The sequence below is a fragment of the Acidovorax sp. M2(2025) genome, assembly GCF_049330835.1.
Taxonomy (GTDB): domain Bacteria; phylum Pseudomonadota; class Gammaproteobacteria; order Burkholderiales; family Burkholderiaceae_C; genus Acidovorax.
On the sequence record NZ_CP186262.1, the window covers coordinates 523,532 to 544,602 of the forward strand.

The 21,071-nt window shown below is 68.6% G+C and carries 19 protein-coding genes; 9 read left to right on the forward strand and 10 right to left on the reverse strand.

Annotated features, from left to right (window positions below):
* Positions 1 to 224 precede the first annotated feature (224 nt).
* A complete protein-coding gene (locus ACOYR3_RS02355) occupies positions 225 to 1,487 on the forward strand; it encodes a porin (protein WP_422844920.1) in 1,263 nt (420 codons plus the stop codon).
* A gap of 51 nt (positions 1,488 to 1,538) precedes the next feature.
* Here the strand turns inward: ACOYR3_RS02355 and ACOYR3_RS02360 are convergent, their stop codons facing one another.
* The 3 genes from ACOYR3_RS02360 to ACOYR3_RS02370 form a co-directional block, all read right to left on the reverse strand.
* The gene (locus tag ACOYR3_RS02360) at positions 1,539 to 2,234 is read right to left on the reverse strand and encodes a winged helix-turn-helix domain-containing protein (protein ID WP_422844921.1); all 696 of its coding nucleotides are present in this window, start codon (positions 2,232 to 2,234) and stop codon (positions 1,539 to 1,541) included.
* Between the two features lie 6 nt (positions 2,235 to 2,240).
* Positions 2,241 to 2,876 (reverse strand): MarC family protein, encoded by a 636-nt coding sequence (locus ACOYR3_RS02365; RefSeq protein ID WP_422844922.1) that lies wholly within the window; start codon positions 2,874 to 2,876, stop codon positions 2,241 to 2,243.
* A gap of 234 nt (positions 2,877 to 3,110) precedes the next feature.
* Positions 3,111 to 3,860, reverse strand: a complete 750-nt coding sequence (locus ACOYR3_RS02370; protein ID WP_422844923.1) for an SDR family oxidoreductase — start codon at positions 3,858 to 3,860, stop codon at positions 3,111 to 3,113.
* 92 nt (positions 3,861 to 3,952) lie between these two features.
* On the opposite strand from ACOYR3_RS02370, the gene ACOYR3_RS02375 reads away from it, so the two are divergent.
* Positions 3,953 to 4,642, forward strand: a complete 690-nt coding sequence (locus tag ACOYR3_RS02375) for a dienelactone hydrolase family protein (RefSeq protein ID WP_422844924.1) — start codon at positions 3,953 to 3,955, stop codon at positions 4,640 to 4,642.
* Positions 4,643 to 4,694: 52 nt separating this feature from the next.
* On the forward strand, positions 4,695 to 5,576 hold the full coding sequence (locus ACOYR3_RS02380; RefSeq protein WP_422844925.1) for an amidohydrolase family protein: 882 nt from the start codon (positions 4,695 to 4,697) through the stop codon (positions 5,574 to 5,576).
* A 47-nt stretch (positions 5,577 to 5,623) separates the two neighbouring features.
* Here ACOYR3_RS02380 and ACOYR3_RS02385 read toward each other — a convergent pair whose 3' ends face one another.
* Together ACOYR3_RS02385 and ACOYR3_RS02390 are read right to left on the reverse strand one after the other, a co-directional pair.
* Positions 5,624 to 6,886, reverse strand: a complete 1,263-nt coding sequence (locus tag ACOYR3_RS02385; protein ID WP_422844926.1) for a heavy metal sensor histidine kinase — start codon at positions 6,884 to 6,886, stop codon at positions 5,624 to 5,626.
* Positions 6,861 to 7,541: a heavy metal response regulator transcription factor gene (locus ACOYR3_RS02390; RefSeq protein ID WP_422844927.1), complete on the reverse strand. Its 681-nt coding sequence runs from the start codon at positions 7,539 to 7,541 to the stop codon at positions 6,861 to 6,863. Before ACOYR3_RS02390 ends, ACOYR3_RS02385 begins: the two co-directional genes overlap by 26 nt.
* A gap of 459 nt (positions 7,542 to 8,000) precedes the next feature.
* Here ACOYR3_RS02390 and ACOYR3_RS02395 point away from each other — a divergent pair, with 459 nt between their 5' ends.
* Positions 8,001 to 9,014 carry a porin gene (locus ACOYR3_RS02395; protein WP_422844928.1) on the forward strand — a complete coding sequence of 338 codons (1,014 nt, stop codon included), beginning with the start codon at positions 8,001 to 8,003 and terminating at the stop codon, positions 9,012 to 9,014.
* A 262-nt stretch (positions 9,015 to 9,276) separates the two neighbouring features.
* Positions 9,277 to 10,827, forward strand: a complete 1,551-nt coding sequence (locus ACOYR3_RS02400; protein WP_422844929.1) for a hypothetical protein — start codon at positions 9,277 to 9,279, stop codon at positions 10,825 to 10,827.
* 45 nt (positions 10,828 to 10,872) lie between these two features.
* Here the strand turns inward: ACOYR3_RS02400 and ACOYR3_RS02405 are convergent, their stop codons facing one another.
* The 5 genes from ACOYR3_RS02405 to hemB all read right to left on the reverse strand — a co-directional run bounded on the left by ACOYR3_RS02405 (position 10,873) and on the right by hemB (position 17,863).
* A complete protein-coding gene (locus ACOYR3_RS02405) occupies positions 10,873 to 11,379 on the reverse strand; it encodes a midcut-by-XrtH protein (protein WP_422844930.1) in 507 nt (168 codons plus the stop codon).
* Between the two features lie 87 nt (positions 11,380 to 11,466).
* Positions 11,467 to 13,065: a methyl-accepting chemotaxis protein gene (locus ACOYR3_RS02410; RefSeq protein WP_422844931.1), complete on the reverse strand. Its 1,599-nt coding sequence runs from the start codon at positions 13,063 to 13,065 to the stop codon at positions 11,467 to 11,469.
* Between the two features lie 203 nt (positions 13,066 to 13,268).
* Positions 13,269 to 14,153: an OmpA family protein gene (locus ACOYR3_RS02415; RefSeq protein ID WP_422844932.1), complete on the reverse strand. Its 885-nt coding sequence runs from the start codon at positions 14,151 to 14,153 to the stop codon at positions 13,269 to 13,271.
* 1,482 nt (positions 14,154 to 15,635) lie between these two features.
* Complete coding sequence (locus tag ACOYR3_RS02420; protein ID WP_422844933.1) at positions 15,636 to 16,796, reverse strand: magnesium transporter CorA family protein; 1,161 nt, start codon at positions 16,794 to 16,796, stop codon at positions 15,636 to 15,638.
* A gap of 56 nt (positions 16,797 to 16,852) precedes the next feature.
* A complete protein-coding gene (gene hemB, locus ACOYR3_RS02425) occupies positions 16,853 to 17,863 on the reverse strand; it encodes a porphobilinogen synthase (RefSeq protein WP_422844934.1) in 1,011 nt (336 codons plus the stop codon).
* Positions 17,864 to 18,168: 305 nt separating this feature from the next.
* Between hemB and ACOYR3_RS02430 the strand changes: the two genes are divergently transcribed.
* The 4 genes from ACOYR3_RS02430 to ACOYR3_RS02445 all read left to right on the forward strand — a co-directional run bounded on the left by ACOYR3_RS02430 (position 18,169) and on the right by ACOYR3_RS02445 (position 20,951).
* Complete coding sequence (locus ACOYR3_RS02430) at positions 18,169 to 18,597, forward strand: CopD family protein (protein WP_291485283.1); 429 nt, start codon at positions 18,169 to 18,171, stop codon at positions 18,595 to 18,597.
* An 88-nt stretch (positions 18,598 to 18,685) separates the two neighbouring features.
* Positions 18,686 to 19,783, forward strand: a complete 1,098-nt coding sequence (locus ACOYR3_RS02435) for a VanZ family protein (protein WP_422844935.1) — start codon at positions 18,686 to 18,688, stop codon at positions 19,781 to 19,783.
* A 63-nt stretch (positions 19,784 to 19,846) separates the two neighbouring features.
* The gene (locus ACOYR3_RS02440) at positions 19,847 to 20,194 is read left to right on the forward strand and encodes a (2Fe-2S) ferredoxin domain-containing protein (RefSeq protein ID WP_422844936.1); all 348 of its coding nucleotides are present in this window, start codon (positions 19,847 to 19,849) and stop codon (positions 20,192 to 20,194) included.
* A 103-nt stretch (positions 20,195 to 20,297) separates the two neighbouring features.
* Positions 20,298 to 20,951 carry an alpha/beta hydrolase gene (locus tag ACOYR3_RS02445; protein ID WP_422844937.1) on the forward strand — a complete coding sequence of 218 codons (654 nt, stop codon included), beginning with the start codon at positions 20,298 to 20,300 and terminating at the stop codon, positions 20,949 to 20,951.
* Positions 20,952 to 21,071 lie beyond the last annotated feature (120 nt).

Consider the following 21,071-nt stretch of genomic DNA (forward strand, 5'->3'; position numbering starts at 1 on the left):
CGCAGGTGCAACCCCGTCCGGTGCGGCCCTGCGGCGGGGGCCGCCGGAAGTTGGAACGGTGCAACGGTTTCTCCCGGAAACAGGCCGGGGCGCCCGCAAGGGGCCCGCGGTCCGCGCCTGGCCCTGTGGCTATGGGGGGCCTGCCGCCTAGTCTCGGTTCCGAACTGCCCGCGAAGTGGCGTGGGCATTCATTTCCCACTGCAAGCAACAACAGGAGACAAGATATGCGGAAAACGCGCCTCTTATCGGCAGCCGTGCTCGGCTGCTTTTCGTCGTTGGGCATGGCGCAAAGCGCGACCGGCACCAGCAGCGTCACGATGTACGGCATTGTCGACGTGGGTATTCAGCACGTCACCGGAGCCCCTGGCGGCTCTGCAACCCGCCTGACCAGCGGCAACATGCAAGGCTCGCGCCTCGGGTTCAAGGGAAATGAAGACCTGGGTGGCGGCTACCGCGCCGTCTTCACGCTGGAGTCTCGCCTGGAAGCGGACACCGGGGCGCTCGGCAGCCGCCCCATTTCCCAGGGCAAGCTGCCCGACCGGCTCAGCAACGCCAGCTACCTGGGGCTGCCAGCAGCGCTGCAGCCCGCGGTGGCCGCCGTGGCCTCGCAAATCGGCAATTCCGTGGGCGTGAATTTGGGCAACAACTTCTTTGACAGGCAGATCTTCACGGGCCTGGTCACGCCGTACGGCGCCTTCACGTTCGGCCGGCAATACACACCCGGCTACCTGGCCACGGCCTACTTCGACGTGATGAAGACCGAGTCCAGCCTGGCGCTGGGGCAGTTGGTGGCCATCCCGGCTTCGTTCGACATTCGCGTGAGCAACTCGCTGCAGTACGGGCTGCAGCAGGGCGGAGTGACCGCCACGGCGATGTACGCCGCAGGCGAGGTCGCCGGACGTGCGAGCGCGCGGCGGCTGTGGGGCGTCATGGCCACGTACCAGGGCGACGGCTACGCGTTCGGCGGCGGCTACAACACCCGCAACAATGAGCTGGGCGAGAAGTCGCTGACGACCGCCGTCCTGGGGGCCACGGTGGACATCGGTCCCGGCACGCTGGCGGGCCAATTCAGCACCATCAAGGACAACCACCCGACCGACCTGTCCGGCATCGCCGCCGGCCTCTCGGCCAATCCGGCCACGGCGCCATTTGCCGGTCTGGTGCAAAACGCCTTTGTCCAGGGCTTCCGGCAAGATGCGCGCCTGTTCCAGATCGGCTACCGCCTCACCCGGGGCGTGCACACGGTGGCCGTGGCCTACAACAGCATGAACGACAAACGCCCGTTCAACGCCGACCGCTCGTCGTACGGCGTGGCCTATACGTACACCCTTTCCAGGCGGACCGACCTGAACGCCGTGCTCACCCACCTGAACAACAAGAACACGTCGCAGGACATGCTGGGCGGCAACGGTTTCCTGGGGGGTGTGGCGGCATCGCCCGGCAAGGACGTCAACAGCCTGTCGCTGTCGATCCGCCATCGGTTCTGACGGCTCCCAGGGCGGGGCAACGGCCCCCGTCAAAGGGCCGTAGACAGGTTCTTACACATCCAGGCAATACCCCATGCCCCGGTGCGTGCTGATGTACTCGCGCTCCGGGTCCACCTCGCGCAACTTGGCGCGCAGGGTCTTGATGTGGGTGTCCACCGTACGGTCGGTGCTCTCGCTGTCGTCGCCCCACGCGGCAGCGAGCAGGGCCTCGCGCGAATGGATGCGGCCTGCGCCGCGCAGCAGGTGGGACAGCAGGCGGTATTCGCGCCGCGTCAGCGGCAGGGCCTGGCCGCGCAGGCTGATGCGCTGGCCGGGCTCGTCGTCGTGGAACAGCGGCGCGGCAGCGGGCGCCGGGCTGGCGTGGCCGTTGCCGTGGCCCGTGCGGCGCAGCAGCGCCTTCACGCGCGCGGCCAGCTCGCGCGGGCTGAAGGGCTTGGTCAGGTAGTCGTCGGCGCCCAGCTCCAGGCCCAGCACGCGGTCGATCTCTTCGCCGTGGGCGCTGAGCATGAGCACCGGGATCGCCACGGTCTGCGCCGCGCCGCGCACGTCGCGCAGCAGGTCGAGCCCGCTGCCGTCGGGCAGTCCCACGTCCAGCACCAGCAGGTCAAAGCGCGTGCGCCGCAGCTGCTGGCGCGCGTCATGCACCAGCAGGCTGTGCGTCACGGCCAGGCCGTCGCGCTCCAGCGCATAGGCCACCGTGCGGGCGATGGCGGGGTCGTCTTCGAGCAGCAACAGGCGGGCGGACATGGGCGGTCAGCGCGCGACGAGGATGGGGAACAGCTTGCCCAGCCCGTCCGCCATCACCTCCACCGCCAGCGCGGCCAGGATCAGGCCCATGAGCCGGGTCATCACGTTGATGCCGGTCTTGCCCAGCACCCGGGCGATCGGGTCGGCCAGGGCAAAGCACACGGCGGTGGCCAGCGCGATGACCACGCCGTAACCCACCAGCGCGGCGTGCTGCCAGAAGGTCTGCGCCCGGTCGGCATAGATCACCACGGTGGACATGCTGGCGGGGCCGGTGAGCAAGGGAATGGTGAGCGGCACCACGGCAATGCTGCTGCCGGCGGCGGCTTTCTCGGCGCCTTCCTCGTACTCGTTGGTGGTGGGCTTGGCCTCGGCGGGCTGGGCGTTGAGCATGTTCATCGCGCTGATGAGCAGCAGCATGCCGCCGCCCACCTGGAAGCTTTGCAGCGAGATGTTGAAGAAGTCCAGGATCTGCAGGCCCAGCAGCGCGCAGGCCGCGATCACGCAGAACACGCTGAAGCTGGCCACCTGGATGGTGCGCCGGCGCTGCGCGTACGAAAAGCCCTGGGTGTAGTGGATGAAGAACGGTACGATGGCCAGCGGGTTCACGATGGCCAGCAGGGTGATGAGGGGTTTCAGATCCATATCAATTCTCCATGGCGTTGACCACGACCCCCAGACTTTGAAACCGGCGCTGCCAGCAGCCAGTGACGCCGAGCAAGGGCCGCCCCGCAGTGAGGGCGTCGTTCCCCTCCCGCGAAGCGAGAGAGGGGCTGAGGGCCGCGGCTCCGAGCCTGCCTGCGCAGGCTTGGACGCGGCCGAAGAGCGGCCGTCTCCGGCGGACGCACGGAGGCGCGAAGCGACTCAGGGGGTGTTTCATTACCTTCCTCCGGATACGTCGAGCAGGGACATGGTGGTGTACGGCGACGCATCCGACATCAGCCAGACGATGGCCTCGGCCACTTCCTCGGCCGTGCCGCCGCGCTGCATGGGCACCTGGGGGGCCAGGTCGCGCACGCGGTCGGGCAGGCCGCCGCTGGCGTGGATGTCGGTCTCGATCAGGCCCGGGCGCACGGCGTTCACGCGGATGCCCTCGGCCGCCACCTCGCGCGCCAGGCCCACGGTGAAGGTGTCGATGGCGCCCTTGGCTGCGGCGTAGTCCACGTACTGGCCTGCCGCGCCCAGCCGCGCGGCGGCGCTGGAGACGTTGACGATGCTGCCGCCCGCGCCGCCGTGCCGGGTGCTCATGCGGCGCACGGCCTCGCGGGCGCAGACGATGCTGCCGATCACGTTGATGTCGAACATGCGGCGCAGCCGTGCGGTGCTCATGTCCTCCACGCGGGCGGGCACGTCCACTACGCCCGCGTTGTTCACCAGCGCGGTGATGCGGCCGAGCTGCGCGTCCACCGTGGCGAACATCGCCAGCACCTGGGCCTCGTCGGCCACGTCGGCCTGCACGGCCAGGGCGGTGCCGCCGCCCGCGCGGATCTGCTGCACCACCGCATCGGCGGCGGCCTGGTTGCCCTGGTAGTTCACGGCCACCGCCCAGCCCTGGCGCGCGGCCCGCACGGCGGTGGCGGCGCCAATGCCACGGCTGGCGCCGGTGATTAACGCGATCTTGTTCTTCATGGAATGCGGTCTCCTGCAAGAATGCCGCATTGGAACAGGTTATGGCAACCGCCCAGACCGTCCGTTGTCCCCATTCACCAAGGAGCCGCACCATGGGTCAGTTTGTCGATCTGCAATCTCGCGATGGTTTCACCTTTCCTGCCTGGGTGGCAAAGCCCGACACGGCACCGCGCGGCGCCGTGGTGGTGCTGCAGGAGATCTTCGGCGTGAACTCGCACATCCGCGCCGTGGCCGACCGCTTTGCCGCGCGCGGCTATCTGGCCGTGGCGCCGTCCACCTTCCACCGCGTGCAGCCCGGCGTGGAGAGGGGCTACAGCGCCGAGGACATGAAGGCGGGCATGGCGCTCAAGTCGGCGGTCGAGGCGCTGCCGGCACCGGGCGTGATGGCCGACATCCAGGCCGCCATCGACTACGCAGCCGCGCAAAGCGGCCGCAAGGTGGGCATCGTGGGCTTTTGCTGGGGCGGCCTGCTGACCTGGCGCGCGGCCTGCACGCTCACGGGCCTGTCGGCCGCCGTGCCGTACTACGGCGGCGGCATGACCACGCCCGAGGAGACTGCGCGCCACCCCACCGTGCCGGTGCTGGCCCACTTCGGCCAGCGCGACCACTTCATCCCGGTGGACAGCGTGCAGGCCTTTGCCCGCGCCCACCCCGAGGTGGAAGTCCATCTCTACGACGCCGACCACGGCTTCAACTGCGACCAGCGGGGCAGCTACGACGAGCCGGCCGCCATGGCGGCGCGGGACCGCACGCTGGCGTTCTTCGACAAGCACCTCGGCTGACGCGGCGCAGGCGGTCATGGCTCGTCCGCAGCGTTTTTGGCCTGCAGCGCTTATGGGGAAAGCGCTGACAGCTATTGTTTTGATAGCTTTTGCGGTGCAGGCCTTTGCTGCTGGCTATGCCGGCCCGCTGTTCGATGCCCACCTGCACTACAACGAGGAGGCATGGGATGGCCAGGCGGGCCCGCACCCGCCGTCGGATGTGCTGGCCCGCATGAAGGCATCGGGGGTGCGCGCCATCGTGGCCAATTCGCGGCCCAACACCGGATCGCTGGCGCTGGCCGCATTGCCCGAGGTGCGCGCGGCGGGCGTGGCCGTGGTGCCTTTTGTGCGGCTGTACCGCAATCGCGCCGACTACACGGGCTGGTTTGCCGACGAGACCATCTACGAGATGGTGCTGGCCGAGCTGGCGCGCGGCACGGGCTCCGGCCCCTACCGGGGCCTTGGCGAATTCCACCTGTACGACAGCGCAAATGCCAACGGCCCGGTGGCCAAGAAGCTGATGACCCTGGCCGAAGAGCGCGACCTGGTGGTGCTGGCCCATGTGGACGATGCGGCTATCGATTTGCTGATGGCTCACACGCCCTCCCAGGGCCGGAAGCTGCGGCTCATCTGGGCCCACACCGGCATCGGCGGCGCGCCGGTGGAGCGGGTGGACGCGCTGATGGCGCGCTACCCCGGCCTGGTGGGCGAACTTTCGTACCGTCCCGGCCTGGTGTGCGACGACGGCCAGCTCTGCCCTGCGTGGCGCGCCTTGCTGCTCAAGTACCCCACGCGCTTCGTGATCGGATCGGACACCTGGGTGAACCAGCGCTGGCAGCACTACGAAACCCTGATGCAGGGCTACCGCACCTGGCTGGGCAGCCTGCCCCCGGGTGTGGCGGACAAGGTTGCGTGGGCCAACGCTGCGGCGCTGTTCGGCGTGCCCCGGCCCTGATCTGGAGCCAGCCTTCCGCGCACCGCTCCGGGCCGCAGCACGGCCCCCTATCCGCCCGTGGGATCGCCGGGGGCCGGGGCGGCAGGCGGCGGCGAGTGGCGCGCCGGCGGGGCGGGAAACGCCAGGGTGAACACCGTGGGCTGGCCGGGCGCGCTGCGCACGGTGGCGGACCCTCCGTGCAGTTCCATGGCGCTCTTCACAATGGCCAGGCCCAGGCCGGCACCCGCCGCGGCTTCCGCAGAGGGGCTTCCGACGCGGTACGTGCGTTCAAAGATCCGCGCCTGGTGCTCGGGCGCGATCGGATCGCCCTCGTTGGCGACCGAGATGCAGCCGGCCCCTGCCGGGGAGACTTCGGCAGAGACCACGACGGTGCTTCCCTTGCGCGCATGGTGGATGGCGTTGGTCAGCAGATTGCCGGTGGCGCGGGTGAGCAGGGCGTCATCGGCCCAGACCACGGCGCCGGGCGCAACCTGCAGCGCCAGCTGCACCCCTTGCTCCTGCGCCAGCAGCTCGAAGAAGGCCGCGATGGCTTGCAGCCGCTGCGCCAGCGGCACCGGGGCGGCGTGCAGGGCCGACTGCTGGCTGTCGGCGCGCGCCAGGAACAGGATGTTTTCGATCAGGCGGCCCATGCGCTCGTACACCGGCATGCTGGCCTCGATCGCAGCGCGGTACTCGCCGGCGCTGCGCGGACGGGACAGCGTGACCTCGGCGGCGATCAGAAGGCGGTGGATCGGCTCGCGCAGGTCATGCGCCACGTCGGACGAAAAGCCCGAGAGGCGGGTGAAGGAGTCCTCCAGCCGGTCCAGCATGTGGTTGAACGCCCGCGCCACGGGTTCCAGCTCGATCGGGTGGCCCTGGGACGGAAGCCGTTCGTCCAGGGCCCGGGCGCTGATGCGATTGGCCGTGTGGGCCAGCCGGTAGGCCGGGGCCAGCACGAGCTGCAAGGTGCACCATGCCAGCCCACCGGCCGCCAGTGCCGCCACGCCGAGCGTGATGGCGACGATGCGCCAGAAGCGTTCCGCGAAACTGTGCTGCCACGCGCTCAGGTCCGCCGCGGGAATCCCGAGCATGTCGCCCGTATTGAGCAGCAGCGGGCGCAGGTCCTCCAGGTCCTGCTCCAGGAGGAACCCTGCCGTCCAGAGGCCCATGGCGGTGACCAGTGCCGCCACCAGCGAGTTCGCCAGCGCTGCTCTCAGCACCAGGGAGCCGCGCAGGCGGGCCGCCAGGCGCCAGGGCGCCGGGCCCCCTGCGGCCGGCGCAGCTGGCGGGAGTGCCGCCCCCGGCTCAGGCGCCCGGGTGCTCGAGGACATAGCCGACCCCTCGGACCGTGTGGATGAGCTTGTCCGTGAAGGGGTCATCGACCTTGGCCCGCAGGCGGCGCACCGCGACGTCGACGACATTGGTATCACTGTCAAAGTGCATGTCCCACACGTTCTGCGCGATCAAGGTGCGTGACATGACCTCGCCCGCGTGGCGCACCAGGTAGTCCAGCAGAACGAACTCCTGGGTGGTGAGGTCGATGCGCTGCGTGGCACGCCGCACGCGCCGGCGGGTGGTATCGACCTCCAGGTCGCCCACGCGCAGCACCCCGTCGGGAACGGACATCGGGACGCTGCGGCGCGCGACCACCTGGATGCGCGCGAGCAGCTCGGAAAAGGCAAATGGCTTGACCAGGTAATCGTCGGCACCGAGCAGCAGCCCCTTGACGCGGTCTTCCACGTCGTCGCGGCCCGACAGGAAAAACACCGGGGTCTGGCGCCGGGCGCGAATGCCGCGCAGCACCTCCCAGCCACTGGCGCCCGGCAGCCCCACGTCGAGCAGGATCAGGTCATAGTGGCCCGAACTGGCCAGGTGCAGGCCCTCCACGCCGTCGGATGCGGAGTCCACGACATGGCCGTGCTCCGTCAATCCCTTGTGCAGGTAGGCCGAGGTCGAAGGTTCGTCTTCAATGGACAAGAGACGCATGTGGCGGAATCCCGGCGGGCTTGAACGCTGGAATGGCAGTGGTAGTGGCAGTGGCAGCGGTTGAGGAGATGGCGCCCGGCACGGGCCCGCTTTGTGCGCACCGTTGGGCTGGTTGTTCCGGGGAAATTCTTGCGCGGCGGGGACGGACGGGTCTGTGAGGTTTCTCACGCGGGCGCGGCGGTCGCTGCAATTGCCACGGCGGCGCAGTACGCAGCGGCTGCGGCGGGGGGATGCGCCGCAAATTGCACCCAATGGCTCCGAATAGCCCCAAATCCGTGCGGGGTTGTGGCACGTGTAAAACGGTGTGGGCTCAAACCGCGGGGGGCGTACATGCGTCCCCCCCGTGCTTGCGTCATCCGGCCTGTGGAGTGCGGGAGCCAGTGCCTACGCTTGCTCCATGTCCTGCCATGAAGGCGTGGGACATGAATTCCGATTGAACCCACTTTTAGAAGGATGACCATGAAAAAATTTGCCACACTGGCTGTACTCGCAGCAGCTGGTGCCACCTCTTACGCACAATCGTCCGTCACGCTGTTTGGCGTGGCCGACGTGGTGTTGCAAAGCGGCCGCGGTAGCGAAACCAACCGAACCAGCGTGGGCAGCGGCGGCCTGGCGTCCAACCGCATCGGTTTCCGCGGCGTCGAAGACCTTGGCGGCGGCTTGGCCGCAGGCTTCTGGCTCGAAGCCGGCTACAACATCGACGACGGTACGGGTGTCTCCAACACCTTCAACTTCAACCGCCGCTCGACGGTCAGCCTGATGGGCAGCAACTGGGGCGAAGTCCGCCTGGGCCGGGATTTCACCGCCACCTACAACAACATCTACGACGCCTTTGGCGACAACGGCGTGGGCGCCCTGCTGAAGACCACCTCCCTGGGTTCCAACTACGGCTACGCGATGCAGACCCGCACCAACAATGCGGTGTCGTACTTCACGCCGAAGAACCTGGGCGGGTTCTTTGGCCAGGTCCAGTACTACCGTGGCGAGGCCGCCAACGGCGCCAGCGACGGCAACGGCTACGGCCTGCGCGGCGGCTATGAGAACGGCCCCCTCAACCTGGGCGTGAGCTATGGCTCGGTGTCCAGCCTGGGTGCCTATGGCGACGTGACGCATGCCAACGTGGGCGGCTCGTACGATTTCGGCGTGGCCCGGCTGCTGGTGGAGGCTGGCCAAGACCGGTCCAAGGGCCGCGACGAGAACGCCCGCTACTACATGATCGGTGCGACCGCCCCCGTGGCCGGCGTGGGCATGGTCCGCGCGTCCTGGTCCCGCGTCTCCGTGCAGGACACCAACGTCCAGGCCAACAAGTTCGCCGTGGGCTACGTGCACAACCTGTCCAAGCGCACCGCGCTGTACACCACCTTTGCCTACTTGAAGAACAAGAACGGCGCCGCGCTGGCGTTGAACGGCGCGAAGACCGGCCTGGGCGACAACTCCAAGGGCTTGGACGTCGGCCTGCGCCACTCCTTCTAAGGGACGTCGCGCCGCTGCCCAAGGGATGGGCAGCATTTTTTCCAAGGTTAAACATTTGGCCCGCCCCCTCCAGGGGAGCGGGCCTTTTTTCGTTCCGGCCTCCTGCATTCGCGCATTACAGGAATGTCATGTTCCCGCAAGCCTGCCGTCATGCGTGCATTTCTATCCTTTCCATCCATCGATATCGCAGGGGTGCGGACCGGGTTGGGCCACCAAGGCCGCCTTTGTGTGCCGCCCCCGCAACAGATGCAAGAGAGCGAGCATGCGCAGACAAGACATTCAGTTGCTGACCCTGGCCCGGCAGGGCGATCCCGTCGCCCGCAGCAAGGCCGGACGGCGCTATCTGGTGGGGGGCGACGGATTCCCGCGCCATGTGGCCACGGGCATCGAGTACCTCTCGCATCCCAGCGTCCGCGACCTTCCGGAAACGGCCCGCGTCATCGCCGAGAGCCTGCCGCTGCAGGAGCTGTTGAAACTCAAGCAGGAAGACGCGCTCAACCGGGCCGCCGCCGCGGGCAGCCCTGCTGCGCAGTTCAAGCTGGGCGTGTGGATGGCACTGCGGCAAAGCCGTGTTGCGGCTGGGCAGGCCTGGCTGGAGATGGCTGCCGCGGACGGCCATGTGGAGGCGTGCCAGGTCATGGCGGCCCTGCGCAAGGCGCGTTCGGATGGCGCGCTGGAGGCCGTGGTGGATGCCATCCGCTCCAGCGCCGCGCTGGACGTGGTGCAGGTGGCCGTGGCGGCAGCCCGCCACGCGCAGGACGACGGGGGGCTGGACCTGCTGGTCGATTGCCTGCGTGTCGCGCTGATGGTGGCTCCCCGGCTGACGCATGCGTTGTCCGACCTGGTGGTTGCCGCGGTGCTGCGGGCGGAGCGGGAAAACCATTCCCTGCGCGGGCTGGCACCCGAGCAGATCGAGGCCAGCCTGGAGCTGGCCGTCGTGCGCGGTGACCGGGATGCAGCGAGCTTGCTCGGCCGCGCGCGGTGCGGCATTGACAGCGGCACGCTGGCACCCGCCCGCCTGAGCACCTCGCTGAACCTGCGCAACGGAGTGGCCCTGTTGCTGCGCGCTGCCGATGCGGGCCGCGACGACGCATGGCTCGCTCTGTACGCGACCCATGCAGACCACCGCTCCTCCGTGTCCAACCCCCAGATGGCCCGCTTCTTCCTGGAGAAGGCGGCCGTGGCGGGGCAGGCGCAGGCGCAGCGCAAGCTGGGAGCGCTGATGCTGCGTTCCTCAGGTTCAGTGGCGGAGTCGGAGCAGGCCATTGCGTGGCTGCATGCGGCCGCAGGGCAGGGCGACGCGCATGCGCAGCGCCTGCTGGGCTCGCTGGTGTTGCCTCTGGAGGGGGATGAGTCCGCGGCGCGCGCGGCCATTGAGCAGGTGCGCCAGAGTGATCCGTGGCTGGCCGTGCGGCTGACCCTGGCGCGCGACTTCGGGTTGACCAAGCTCGAAGCCCTGAGCGTGGATCCCGTGGAGGGACGAAGGCCCTGGGGCTTGCTCGTGGGGCAGAACCCGTTCATCGCGCAGGCCCGCCTGTCGGCTCCCCGTGCGGTGCCGGCGCTGACCGCGCAGGTTCTGCAGAACCTGGCGCGCGCGGCCGCCTTTTTTGAGCAATCGCGTGGCGATGGCAGCGCCTTCGAGGGGGACTTGCGCCGCCGCTCGGTGCGCCAGCGCCGTGTGTTCGAGCGCTTGGGCCTGTCGGAGGACCTGTTTTTCGCGACCGCCTCGTCGCGGAGGCTGGAGGCCTTTCGCCTCGGGCCCAAGTGGGCGTTTCGCGCCCGTCAGCCCCTGGCGCTGGCGCTGGCGGCCTGAGCGCCGCGTGCCCTGTTGCGCAGCCCCCCTCCCGGGGCCGCTGCGTCAGAGTTCGAAGGTCTGCACGTTGCAGCTGGCCCCGGGCGGCAGCACCGTGCTGGCCTGGCAGGTGGTGGCCGGGTCATCGCGGGACATGTCGGGGGTGACCGACAGGACGCGCAGCGGCACGCCCGACGTGTTGGTCACGGGCTGCACACCGTAGCCGATGGGCAGCTGCACGGTGCCGCCAGCGGGGTTGTCCATCTCGAACGCGATGGACGCCACGGCGTTGCCCACCAGGCTGCTGCCTTGCATCGCCGCGAACAGCCCGGCGGCGGTCAGCGCCAGGCCCATCACCACGCGGCTGCCCTGCTGCTTGCGCAGCGCACGCAGGGCTGCGGCGGCCACGAGGGCCGCCAGGCCCAGTGCGGCCCATTCGCCCAGGGTAGGCACGCTGGTGGCCAGGGGCGCATAGCTCACGACGACGTTCGATGACTGGGCGAAGGACAGCACGGGAGCGCCGGCCAGGGTCGCGAGCGCACCGGCTCGCAGAAAGCGCTGAAAAAAGATCATGGTCCGGTTCCTTGCTGGGGATGAAGTTACAAATTGTAGCGATAACCCTTGCGCGCCACAACCGCCCGGGGCGGCGGGCGGAGAGGGTCAGGGGGCTGCAAGCAAGGCGCGCGCGGACGTGGTGGCGGCGGGGCGCCGCTGCAGGCCGTCGCGCACCTTGAAGCTGGAGGCCGCCTGGGCCAGCCGGTGAGCCTGCTCGCGCAGGCTCTGGGCGGCGGCCGCGGATTCCTCCACCAGCGCTGCGTTCTGCTGGGTGGCCTGGTCCAGCTGGGCGATGGCGCCGTTGACCATGGCGATGCCGTCGGACTGCTCGCGGGCACTCGCCGCGATCTGGGCGACCACTTCCGTCACGCGTTCCACCGAGGTCACGATGTTCTGCATGGCGGCGCCGGCGTCCTGCACCAGCTGCGTGCCGGCGCCCACCTTCTCGACGCTGGTGGAGATCAGGCCCTTGATCTCCTTGGCCGCTTCGGCACTGCGCTGCGCGAGACTGCGCACTTCGCCCGCGACCACCGCAAAGCCCCGGCCCTGCTCGCCCGCGCGGGCGGCTTCCACGGCCGCGTTCAGCGCCAGGATGTTGGTCTGGAAGGCAATGCCGTCAATGGTGCCGATGATGTCCGCAATGCGGCGCGAGCTGGTGTGGATGTCTTCCATGGTGTCCACCACCTGCGCCACCAGGTGGCCGCCCTGCGACGCCACCTGCGCTGCGGACGATGCCAGCGAGCTGGCCGTGCGCGCGGCCTCGGCCGACTGCTGCACCGTGGCCGTGAACTGCTCCATGGACGATGCCGTCTGCTGCAGGTTGGCGGCGGTGTGCTCGGTGCGGGACGACAGGTCCTGCGTGCCGCCGGCGATCTGGTCGCTGGCGCTGGCAATCTCGTCGCCCGCGTCGCGGATCTGGCCGATCACCGTGCCCAGGGCGTGCTGCATGTCCCCCAGCGCGCGCAGCAGCTGGCCGGTTTCGTCATTGCTGGTGCTGGCCACGGTCGCCGTGAGGTCGCCCTGGGCGATGGTGCCGGCCACCGCCACCGAGTCGCCCAGCGGGCGGGTGATGCTGCGCGTGATGGCCACCGCCAGCACCATGCCCAGCCCGCAGGTGATGGCGCCCAGCGCGATCAGCCAGTAGCGGGCCTTGTCGTTGGCGGCCTTGATGGGCGTGGCGGACTCGTCCAGCGCCTTGCGCTGCATTTCCATCAGGGATTCCACGCGCGACATGTACTGCTTGGCGGCCGGAACAAAGCGCGACTCCAGCAGCGCGTCCGCCTGGTCGGCCTGGCCGTCGCGGCGCAGGCGGATCACCTCGTCGCGCGCCTGGGTGTAGTCGCTGCGCAGGCTGCTGATCTCCTTGAACAGCACATGCTCCGCGTCGGTCTGCATCAGGCCTTCCACCTTTTTCTGGATCTCGGTCGTGGCGCCGGCCGATTGCTTCTGCTCGTCAGCGAAATAGGTGGCCAGCGCGGCGTCGCTGCTCTTGGCGATGGCCGTGGTGCGGCGCACGGCCGTATGGATCAGGCGGTACCAGTCGGTGATGAGCCGCTCCTTGGCGAGCGGTTGTTCGATGACGGCCTGGGTGGAGGCGGAAGCCGTCTGCAGCTGCCAGACCCCCAGCAAGGTACCCAGCAGCGACAGCGCCAGGAGCAATCCAAAACCCAGGGACAGGCGTTTTCCAATGGCAAGTTGATTCATAACACGTGAATTTTTGAGGGTGCGGCCGGTGCCGCAGCCGCCGCTTGTGGCGGTCGGCGAAATGCATGTTACGAATTGCAACTTCTGGCGCATTGACATGCCTCAAGCCTTGCCCAGCCGGGTGTGCAGGGGGCTGCGGTCAAGCGGGGCAGGGCTGAGAGGCACTTCGCGCTGTGTGCCTGCCTGCGCGGCGGGGCGGGGTTTCAGGGCAGACGCACCAGCTCCACCCGGCGGTTGCGGGCGCGGCCCGCTTCGGTGCCGTTGTCGGCCACCGGCGCCGTGTCGCCTTTGCCGCGGGCCTGCAGGCGCTGCGCGGCAATGCCCTGGCTGACCAGGTAGGCCAGCACCGCTTGCGCACGCCGGGTCGAGAGCTCTGCATTGGCGCTGGCGCTGCCGACGTTGTCCGTGTGCCCTTCGATGGACAGCCGCCACTGCGGCTCCTGCAGTAGCAACTGCCGCACTTCCTGCAGCAGGGGCTGCGACGCGGGCTGGATCACCGCCTTGCCGGTTTCAAACTGGATGCCGTGGAGTGCCAGGCGCCCCTGGCCTTTGAGCCGGTCCGCCATGTCGCGGGCAGAGAACTCCAGCTTCTGCGCCATGGCGGCCGTCTCGACGACGTGCATTTCGTAGCGCTGCCCCGCGTTGTGCAGGGTCAGCTGGATCCAGCGCTCGGACCCGGCGGCCAGGGGCTGGCGGTAGATGGTGCTGTGCGGCGCCTCCGCGGACTGGTTGCGGCGGACGATCTCCGCACCAGCCCGGACAAAGGCCGTGTCGAAGTTGCGCTGCAGCTCCACGGCGCTGGGTGGGCGCGCGCCCTCCTTCAGGTAGAAATCCATGTACCAGAACACGCCGCCCCGGGTGTCGCCCCTGCTTTCGCCGTCCGGGCCGTACCCCTGGCTGGCAAAGCGGAATTCGTTGAAGTCGTGGTGCTGGGCGTTGTAGAGGAAGAACCCCGGAAAGCGCGCAATGGACGGGTGCTCCACCAGGCCCGGCCCGTCCTCGGGATCCGTGGCGGCGAGCACGGCGGCGGGCAGGCAGGTGAACACCGCCAGAACAAGGGCGAGAAGGATGCGGGCTGGGTGGGGCATGGCGCTTGCGGGCGGGGCTGCGGGGGCGCGGCAAAGCCGCGGACCCCTTGGGATGCTTTGCACGAATCGAGCGGAAAGTGTGTGCTGCGGATCGGGAGGGGCTGCAAGGCGCAAAACGCAGCAATAGCCCGTGCTATTGCGAGGCGTTTGCAACGCAACAGACCGCCCGAGGCCGCAGATGCACACGGCGCGACGATTCGTGAAGAGGATCCCTAGGGAATGGGGCTCTCGTGCGGCCATCCTAGGCGCGCGCCCGCGGGGATGCCCCACCCCGGCGGGGTGGGAAAGACTCCGCACCGCCGCAGCCGAAAGGCCGGCCGCGCGCCCGCCGCATTGACGAACTCTTGTCCCCCATCTGGAAAACACGGTGCAACCGGCGCCTCAGCCACGACCCAGCAGCTGTCCGGCGGGGTTCGCCAGACAGCTGCGTTTGATTAAGTGCGCAAGAAGCTAGCCGTTGATTTGCATTAGTTTGCAAACGCCTTGCAAATATTCTGTCAATATTTTAGGTGTTTGTAAAAATAGGCAGGGAAAATGAAATTGAGTTTGCGTCCAGCGAAATGCGCCGTTTGGGTGAGTTTAGTGCTGCCAGCAATGCAAGCAGCCATGGCAGCCCAGCAGTGCCTTGCGCTCCCGGGTGCTTACGGTGCAGTCACGGTGTCGGGCTGTGATAATGATCCAAGCACGGGCATTAACAATCCGATGGGATCTGCGATTCTCCCTGGTATTTTCCCGGATGGCTTTAACGGTGTTGCGCTTGGATCGATGCCCGATATTTCGATGAGCTCCTGCACCTATACCTTCGACCATCCAGTTCTCGCGAGTTCAATCACGGTGGACTTGACTTCGATGGAACCAGCGTGGAGCTACCCTGTTCGTGATACTTTCTCGGCGGCGTTGGACGGCAATCCGTATCCCTTCACAAATGCCGATATCGTGCAAACCCCATTGCTGCCAACGAGTACTGTATTTGGTTCAGGCCAGCTGGAGCAGCAAGGCGGTGCGATTATCTCCGCGCCGGACCTAAGTAGCTCTGGCAAAGTGAAAATATCGGCAAGCCAGTGGATCAGCTCGCTGACACTGACCCTGCAGGGCAGTGCAGTAGCCAGGGTTTGTCTTGATGACACGGCTCCAGTATCGCCGCCTCCGCCTCCGCCTCCGCCACCGCCACCGCCACCGCCACCGCCACCGCCACCGCCACCGCCACCGCCACCGCCACCGCCACCGCCACCGCCACCTGCTCCTGCTCCTGCTCCTGCTCCTGCTCCTGTGGCTAAACCGGTGGCAGTGCCGGTGGGGCTTGGGGGTGTTGGCGCTGCCGCCGCAGGCATTCTGGGCTCCGGGGCTTTTTTGGCCCGCAGGCGCAGGAGTGGAAAGCGATCCTGAGCAACCAACGCGCTGCAGTGCTGCTGTCGGCCACCGGCGCCGTGCCGCCTTCGCCACGGTCGGCAGCGCTGCCCATCCTGGACCAGCGCTGCGCCCTCAGCGCGCCGTGCGCGCCAGGTAGCGCTTGCGCCAGAACAGCAGCACCAGGGCCAGCGCAATCAGGCCCATGGACCCCAGCGCCCACCAGAAGCCGTCGGACTTGTGGATGAGCGGCAGGAACTCGAAATTCATGCCGAAGATGCCGGCGATGAGGTTCAGCGGCAGGAACACGGCGGTGAGCGCCGTGAGCGTGCGCATGATGTCGTTGGTGCGGTTGCTCTGCACGCTGAAATGCATCTGCACCGCGGTTTCGGTGCTTTGCTCCAGCCGGCGCACGTGGTGCACCACGCGTTCGATGTGTTCGAGCACGTCGCGGCTGCGCACCTTGAGCAGGTCCAGCTCGCGCAGCGCGGCCGGGGTGTCGGGGGTGTCCCAGGTTTCCAGCGCGTCGATCCAGTCCTGCACCGCGCTGCGCTGGTCTTCGCAGGTTTCGTCCAGGCCGTGCAGGGACAGGCGGGCTTCCAGCAGCGACGTCCAGTTCACATAGCGGGCGCGGGGCTTGAGCAGCTCCGTCTGCCAGTGGTCGAGCTGGCGGGTGAGTTCGCGGCGCAGGTCCAGGTAGCCGTCCACCATCAGGTTGACCATGCGCAGCATCAGGTCCGCCGGGCTGGTGGGGATCCGGCTGCCCGCCACCGGGCTTGCGCGGCCCTCGCGCACGTCGCCCTGCGCGGCCGGCAGGGCGGCGAGCAGCCGCGCTGCGTAGGCGTCGCGCACCAGGCAGTCGGTGGGGTGCACGGTGAGCAGCACCTTGTCGAACACGGCGAAGCCGACCGGGCTGGTGTCGATGCGGCGCAGCACCGGCGGGCCGCTGCGCCGCGCGGGCCCTTCGGGGGCGGGAGCGCCCTCCGCCGGGCTGGCCGCGCCCCCGCCGTCACCTGGGCCGCCCCCGCCGCCGGCGCCCAGCCTGCGGAAGACCAGCAGGTCGTACTGCGAGGTGTAGTCGTAGTGCGACGGCAGGTGGGCGTTGAGCAGGTCGGACACATGCAGATCCACCAGCTGCAGCCCCAGCCACGCCTGAAGGTGCTGCTGGATCTCGGGCAGCCGCAACTGAAAGGCCGGCCGCGCACACGCCAGCCACAGGAAGCCCTGCGCCGGCAGCGGATGGGGCAGGGCGTGGAGTTCCTGGACGCCGCCGCTGTGGATGTGGAAGATGCGCATGCCGCTCAGTTTTGCATGAAAAGTGCCTCTAGCGCTTACGGGGTAAGCGCTGGAGGCTATCGTTTCAGGAGCAGGCGTGCGGCGTCGCGGGCGAAGTAGGTCAGCACGCCGTCGGCGCCCGCGCGCTTGAAGGCCAGCAGGGCTTCCATCATCACGGCATCGTGGTCGAGCCAGCCGTTGGCGGCAGCGGCCTTCAGCATGGCGTACTCGCCGCTCACCTGGTAGGCGAAGGTCGGCACCTTGAACTCGTCCTTCACGCGCCGCACGATGTCCAGGTAGGGCATGCCGGGCTTGACCATGACCATGTCCGCGCCTTCGGCGATGTCGATGGCCACCTCGCGCAGGGCTTCGTCGCTGTTGCCCGGGTCCATCTGGTAGACGTTCTTGTCGGCCTTGCCCAGGGCGCCGCGCGTGCCCACCGCGTCGCGGAAGGGGCCGTAGAAGGCGCTGGCGTACTTGGCGCTGTAGGCCATGATGCGGGTGTGGATGTGGCCCTGCACCTCCAGCGCTTCGCGGATGGCGCCGATGCGGCCGTCCATCATGTCGCTGGGCGCGACGATGTCCACGCCCGCCTCGGCGTGCGTCATCGCCTGGCCCGTGAGGATTTCCACGGTCTCGTCGTTGAGGATGTAGCCCGTGGCGTCCAGCACGCCATCCTGGCCGTGGCTGGTGTAGGGGTCCAGCGCCACGTCGGTCAGCACGCCCAGGTCGGGGAATTCCTTCTTGAGCGCGCGCACCACGCGCGGAATCAGGCCGTCGGGGTTCAGCGCTTCCTTGCCGTCGGGCGCCTTGAGTTCGGTCTCGATCGAGGGGAACAGTGCCAGCACCGGAATGCCCAGCTGCACGCAGTCCTCGGCCACGGGCAGCAGCAGGTCCAGGCTCAGGCGGTCCACGCCGGGCATGGACGGCACGGCCTCGCGCCGACCCGTGCCTTCGTGCACGAACACGGGGTAGATCAGGTCGTGCGGCGACAGGGCGTGCTCGCGCACCAGGTTGCGAGTGAAGGCATCGCGGCGCAGGCGGCGCGGGCGGTTCTGGGGGAAAGGAGCGGGGCTTTGGAGATGCATGGTGCCAAAGATTATCCCCCTGCGCGCCACTGGCCGCGCGGGCGCGCCGCCCTGGGGCGGAACGTGCCGGAGGGGCGCTGGACAGGGGCCGGACGCACTGCGCGGCCCCCCGGGCAATGCCGCTTGTAACACTTTGGCGCCGGTGCTAAATTGGCAGCGGGCGGTCTGCCGCCCCCCGCTTTCCCTCCCTGAGCGGGGCCTCGGGTTGCAGCGATGCAAAACAGGCTTTCCCGGCCCGGCGGTCTTGCCGGGCTTTTTTTTGGGCGCGGCCGTAGCGTGCGGCAGGGACACTTAAACTGCGCCCCATGCTCTGGGTAAAAGCCTTTCACATTGTTTTCGTGGCCAGTTGGTTTGCCGGCCTGTTCTATTTGCCGCGCATCTTTGTCAACCTGGCGATGGTGGCGCCCGGCTCGGCCGCGGAACGCGACCGGCTGCTGCTGATGGCGCGCAAGCTCCTGCGGTTCTCCACGCTGCTGGCCGTGCCCGCCGTGGCGCTGGGCCTGTGGCTGTGGCTGGGCTATGGCATCGGCCGCGGCCCGGGCAACGGCTGGCTGCACGCCAAGCTGGCGGTGGTGGTGCTGGTGATCGGCTACCACCATGCGTGCAGCGTGATGCTGCGCAAGCTGGCCGACGGCACCAGCCGCCGCACCCATGGCTGGTTCCGCTGGTTCAACGAGGTGCCGGTGCTGCTGCTGCTGGCGGCCGTGGTCCTGGTGGTGGTCAAGCCGTTCTGAACGAAAAGGGGGCCTGTGGTGTCGCAGCGTCCGGTGATCTGGCGGCGCAGCCCGCGGGGCCGCCGCTGCGGGGGCAGGTGACCCAGCCATGCACCGCACCTCCGCCTGGCCCCTCGCGCTGATCTACGCGGCGCTCATTGTCTTTGCCAGCCTGTTTCCCTTTGACGGGTGGCGGGCGCAGGGCATCGATCCGCTGGTGTTTCTGCTGGCACCGCTGCCGCCCCCGTACTGGACGGGGTTCGATATCACCGTCAACGTGGCGGGCTATGCCCCCCTGGGTTTCCTGCTGGTGCTGGCCGTGCTGCGCTCCGGCGGCGGGCGGGGCGTGGTGCTGCTGGCCACGCTGGCGGGCATGCTGCTGTCGCTGTCCATGGAGTTTCTGCAGATCTACCTGCCCCGGCGCGTGCCGTCCAACCTCGATCTGCTGCTGAACACCGCGGGCACCCTGCTGGGCGCCCTGGCGGCGGCCCTGCTGGAACGCCTGGGCGCCATCGACCGCTGGAGCGATTTCCGCGGGCGGTGGTTCGTGCAGGACGCCAGCGGCGCCATCGTGCTGCTGGCGCTGTGGCCGCTGGCGCTGCTGTTTCCGGCGGCGGTGCCGTTCGGCCTGGGGCAGGTGCTGGAGCGGCTGGAGGCCGCGCTTACCGAGGTGCTGGCCGACACCCCGTTCTTGGAGTGGCTGCCCCTGCAGGACACCGCCTTCGATCCCCTGTCGCCCAGCGGCGAGTTGCTGTGCGTCCTGCTGGGCTTGCTGGCCCCCTGCCTGCTCGGGTACTGCGTGATCCGGTCGGTGGGGCGCCGGGCCCTGTTTGCCGTGGCGGTGGTGGCCGTGGGGGTCACGCTCACGGCGCTGTCGGCGGCGCTGAGCTGGGGGCCGGTGCACGCGTGGGAGTGGATGGGCCCTGCCACCCGCGTGGGCGTGTGGGCGGCGCTGGGCCTGGCGCTGCTGCTGCTGCCGCTGCCACGGCGGGCCAGCGCGGCCGTGCTGCTGCTCACACTGGCGTGGCACCTGGCGCTGCTTAACCAGGCACCGACCAGTGCCTATTTTGCCCAGACCCTGCAGATCTGGGAGCAGGGCCGCTTTATTCGCTTCTACGGGCTGGGCCAGTGGCTGGGCTGGCTGTGGCCCTATGCGGCGCTGCTCTACGTGCTGCTGCGGGTATCCCGGCGCGACCGCGCGGCCTGAAAAATCCGCCGCCGCGCCTGCGCGTGGCCCGGGCCGGCCCGGCCGGGTTCGTAGAATGCCGGCATGAGCGATACCTCCCAAGCGCCAGGTTACTACCAGCGCCACATCTTCTTCTGCCTGAACGAGCGCACCAACGGCGAGGACAGCTGCGCCCACCACAATGCCCAGGCAGGCTTCGAGCGTTGCAAGGCCCAGGTCAAGGCCGCCGGCCTGGCGGGACCGGGCAAGGTCCGCGTGAACAAGGCCGGCTGCCTGGACCGCTGCGCCGGCGGGCCGGTGGCCGTGGTGTACCCGGAGGCGGTCTGGTACACCTACGTGGACAGCTCCGACATCGACGAAATCGTCGAATCCCATCTGAAAAACGGCCAGGTGGTGGAGCGGCTGCTCACCCCGCCGGAACTTGGGCGCTGAAAGCGGCTCCATCGAGTTCTTTCGCTTTTTTGCGTTTTTCGTGTTTTTGGCGTCTGGCGCTTGTCTATCAAGTGTTGGCAGCTATTGATTTGGTAGTAATTCCGTGAACGCCCAGACCGAACGCCTGACCCTGTCCGGCCCTGCAGGCGCCATCGAGGCCGTGCGTGACGCCGCCGCGCTGGCCGAGGGCGCTGCCCCGCGCGGCGTGGCCGTCATCGCCCATCCCCATCCGCTGTTTGGTGGCACCATGGACAACAAGGTCGTGCAGACCCTGGCGCGCGCCTTTGTGCAGTGCGGCTGGACGGCCGTGCGCTTCAACTTCCGGGGCGTGGGCGGCACGGCGGGCACCCACGATGAGGGCCGGGGGGAACTGCGGGATCTGCTGGCCGTCGTGGACCAGGTGGCCCCGGGCGGTGCTGCCGGTCCGCGCATTGCGCTGGCCGGCTTTTCCTTCGGCGCCTTTGTCACCAGCCATGCGCTGGCGGCGCTCTGGCCCCAGGGCCGTGTAGAGCGCGCCGTCCTGGTCGGCACCGCGGCCAGCCGCTTCACCGTGGCGCCCGTGCCGGCAGAGGCCCACCTGCGTACGCTGGTGATCCATGGCGAGCAGGACGACACCGTGCCGCTGGCCGCCGTCATGGACTGGGCCCGTCCCCAGATACTGCCTGTCACCGTTATCCCCGCAGGGGGGCATTTCTTTCACGGACAATTGCCGCTCCTGAAAAACTTGGTGGTCCGCCACCTGCAGCCCGGCGGCTGATCGGGACCGCGCCAGCGGGCGAGTCCCGGCGCTGCGCCGGCCCGCCTGCAGCCTTTGCGGGTTCCTTTTTGCCCTCGTCGCCCTCCTCCTTTTTTTCTTTCTCTACGGCTCCCCGCTGCC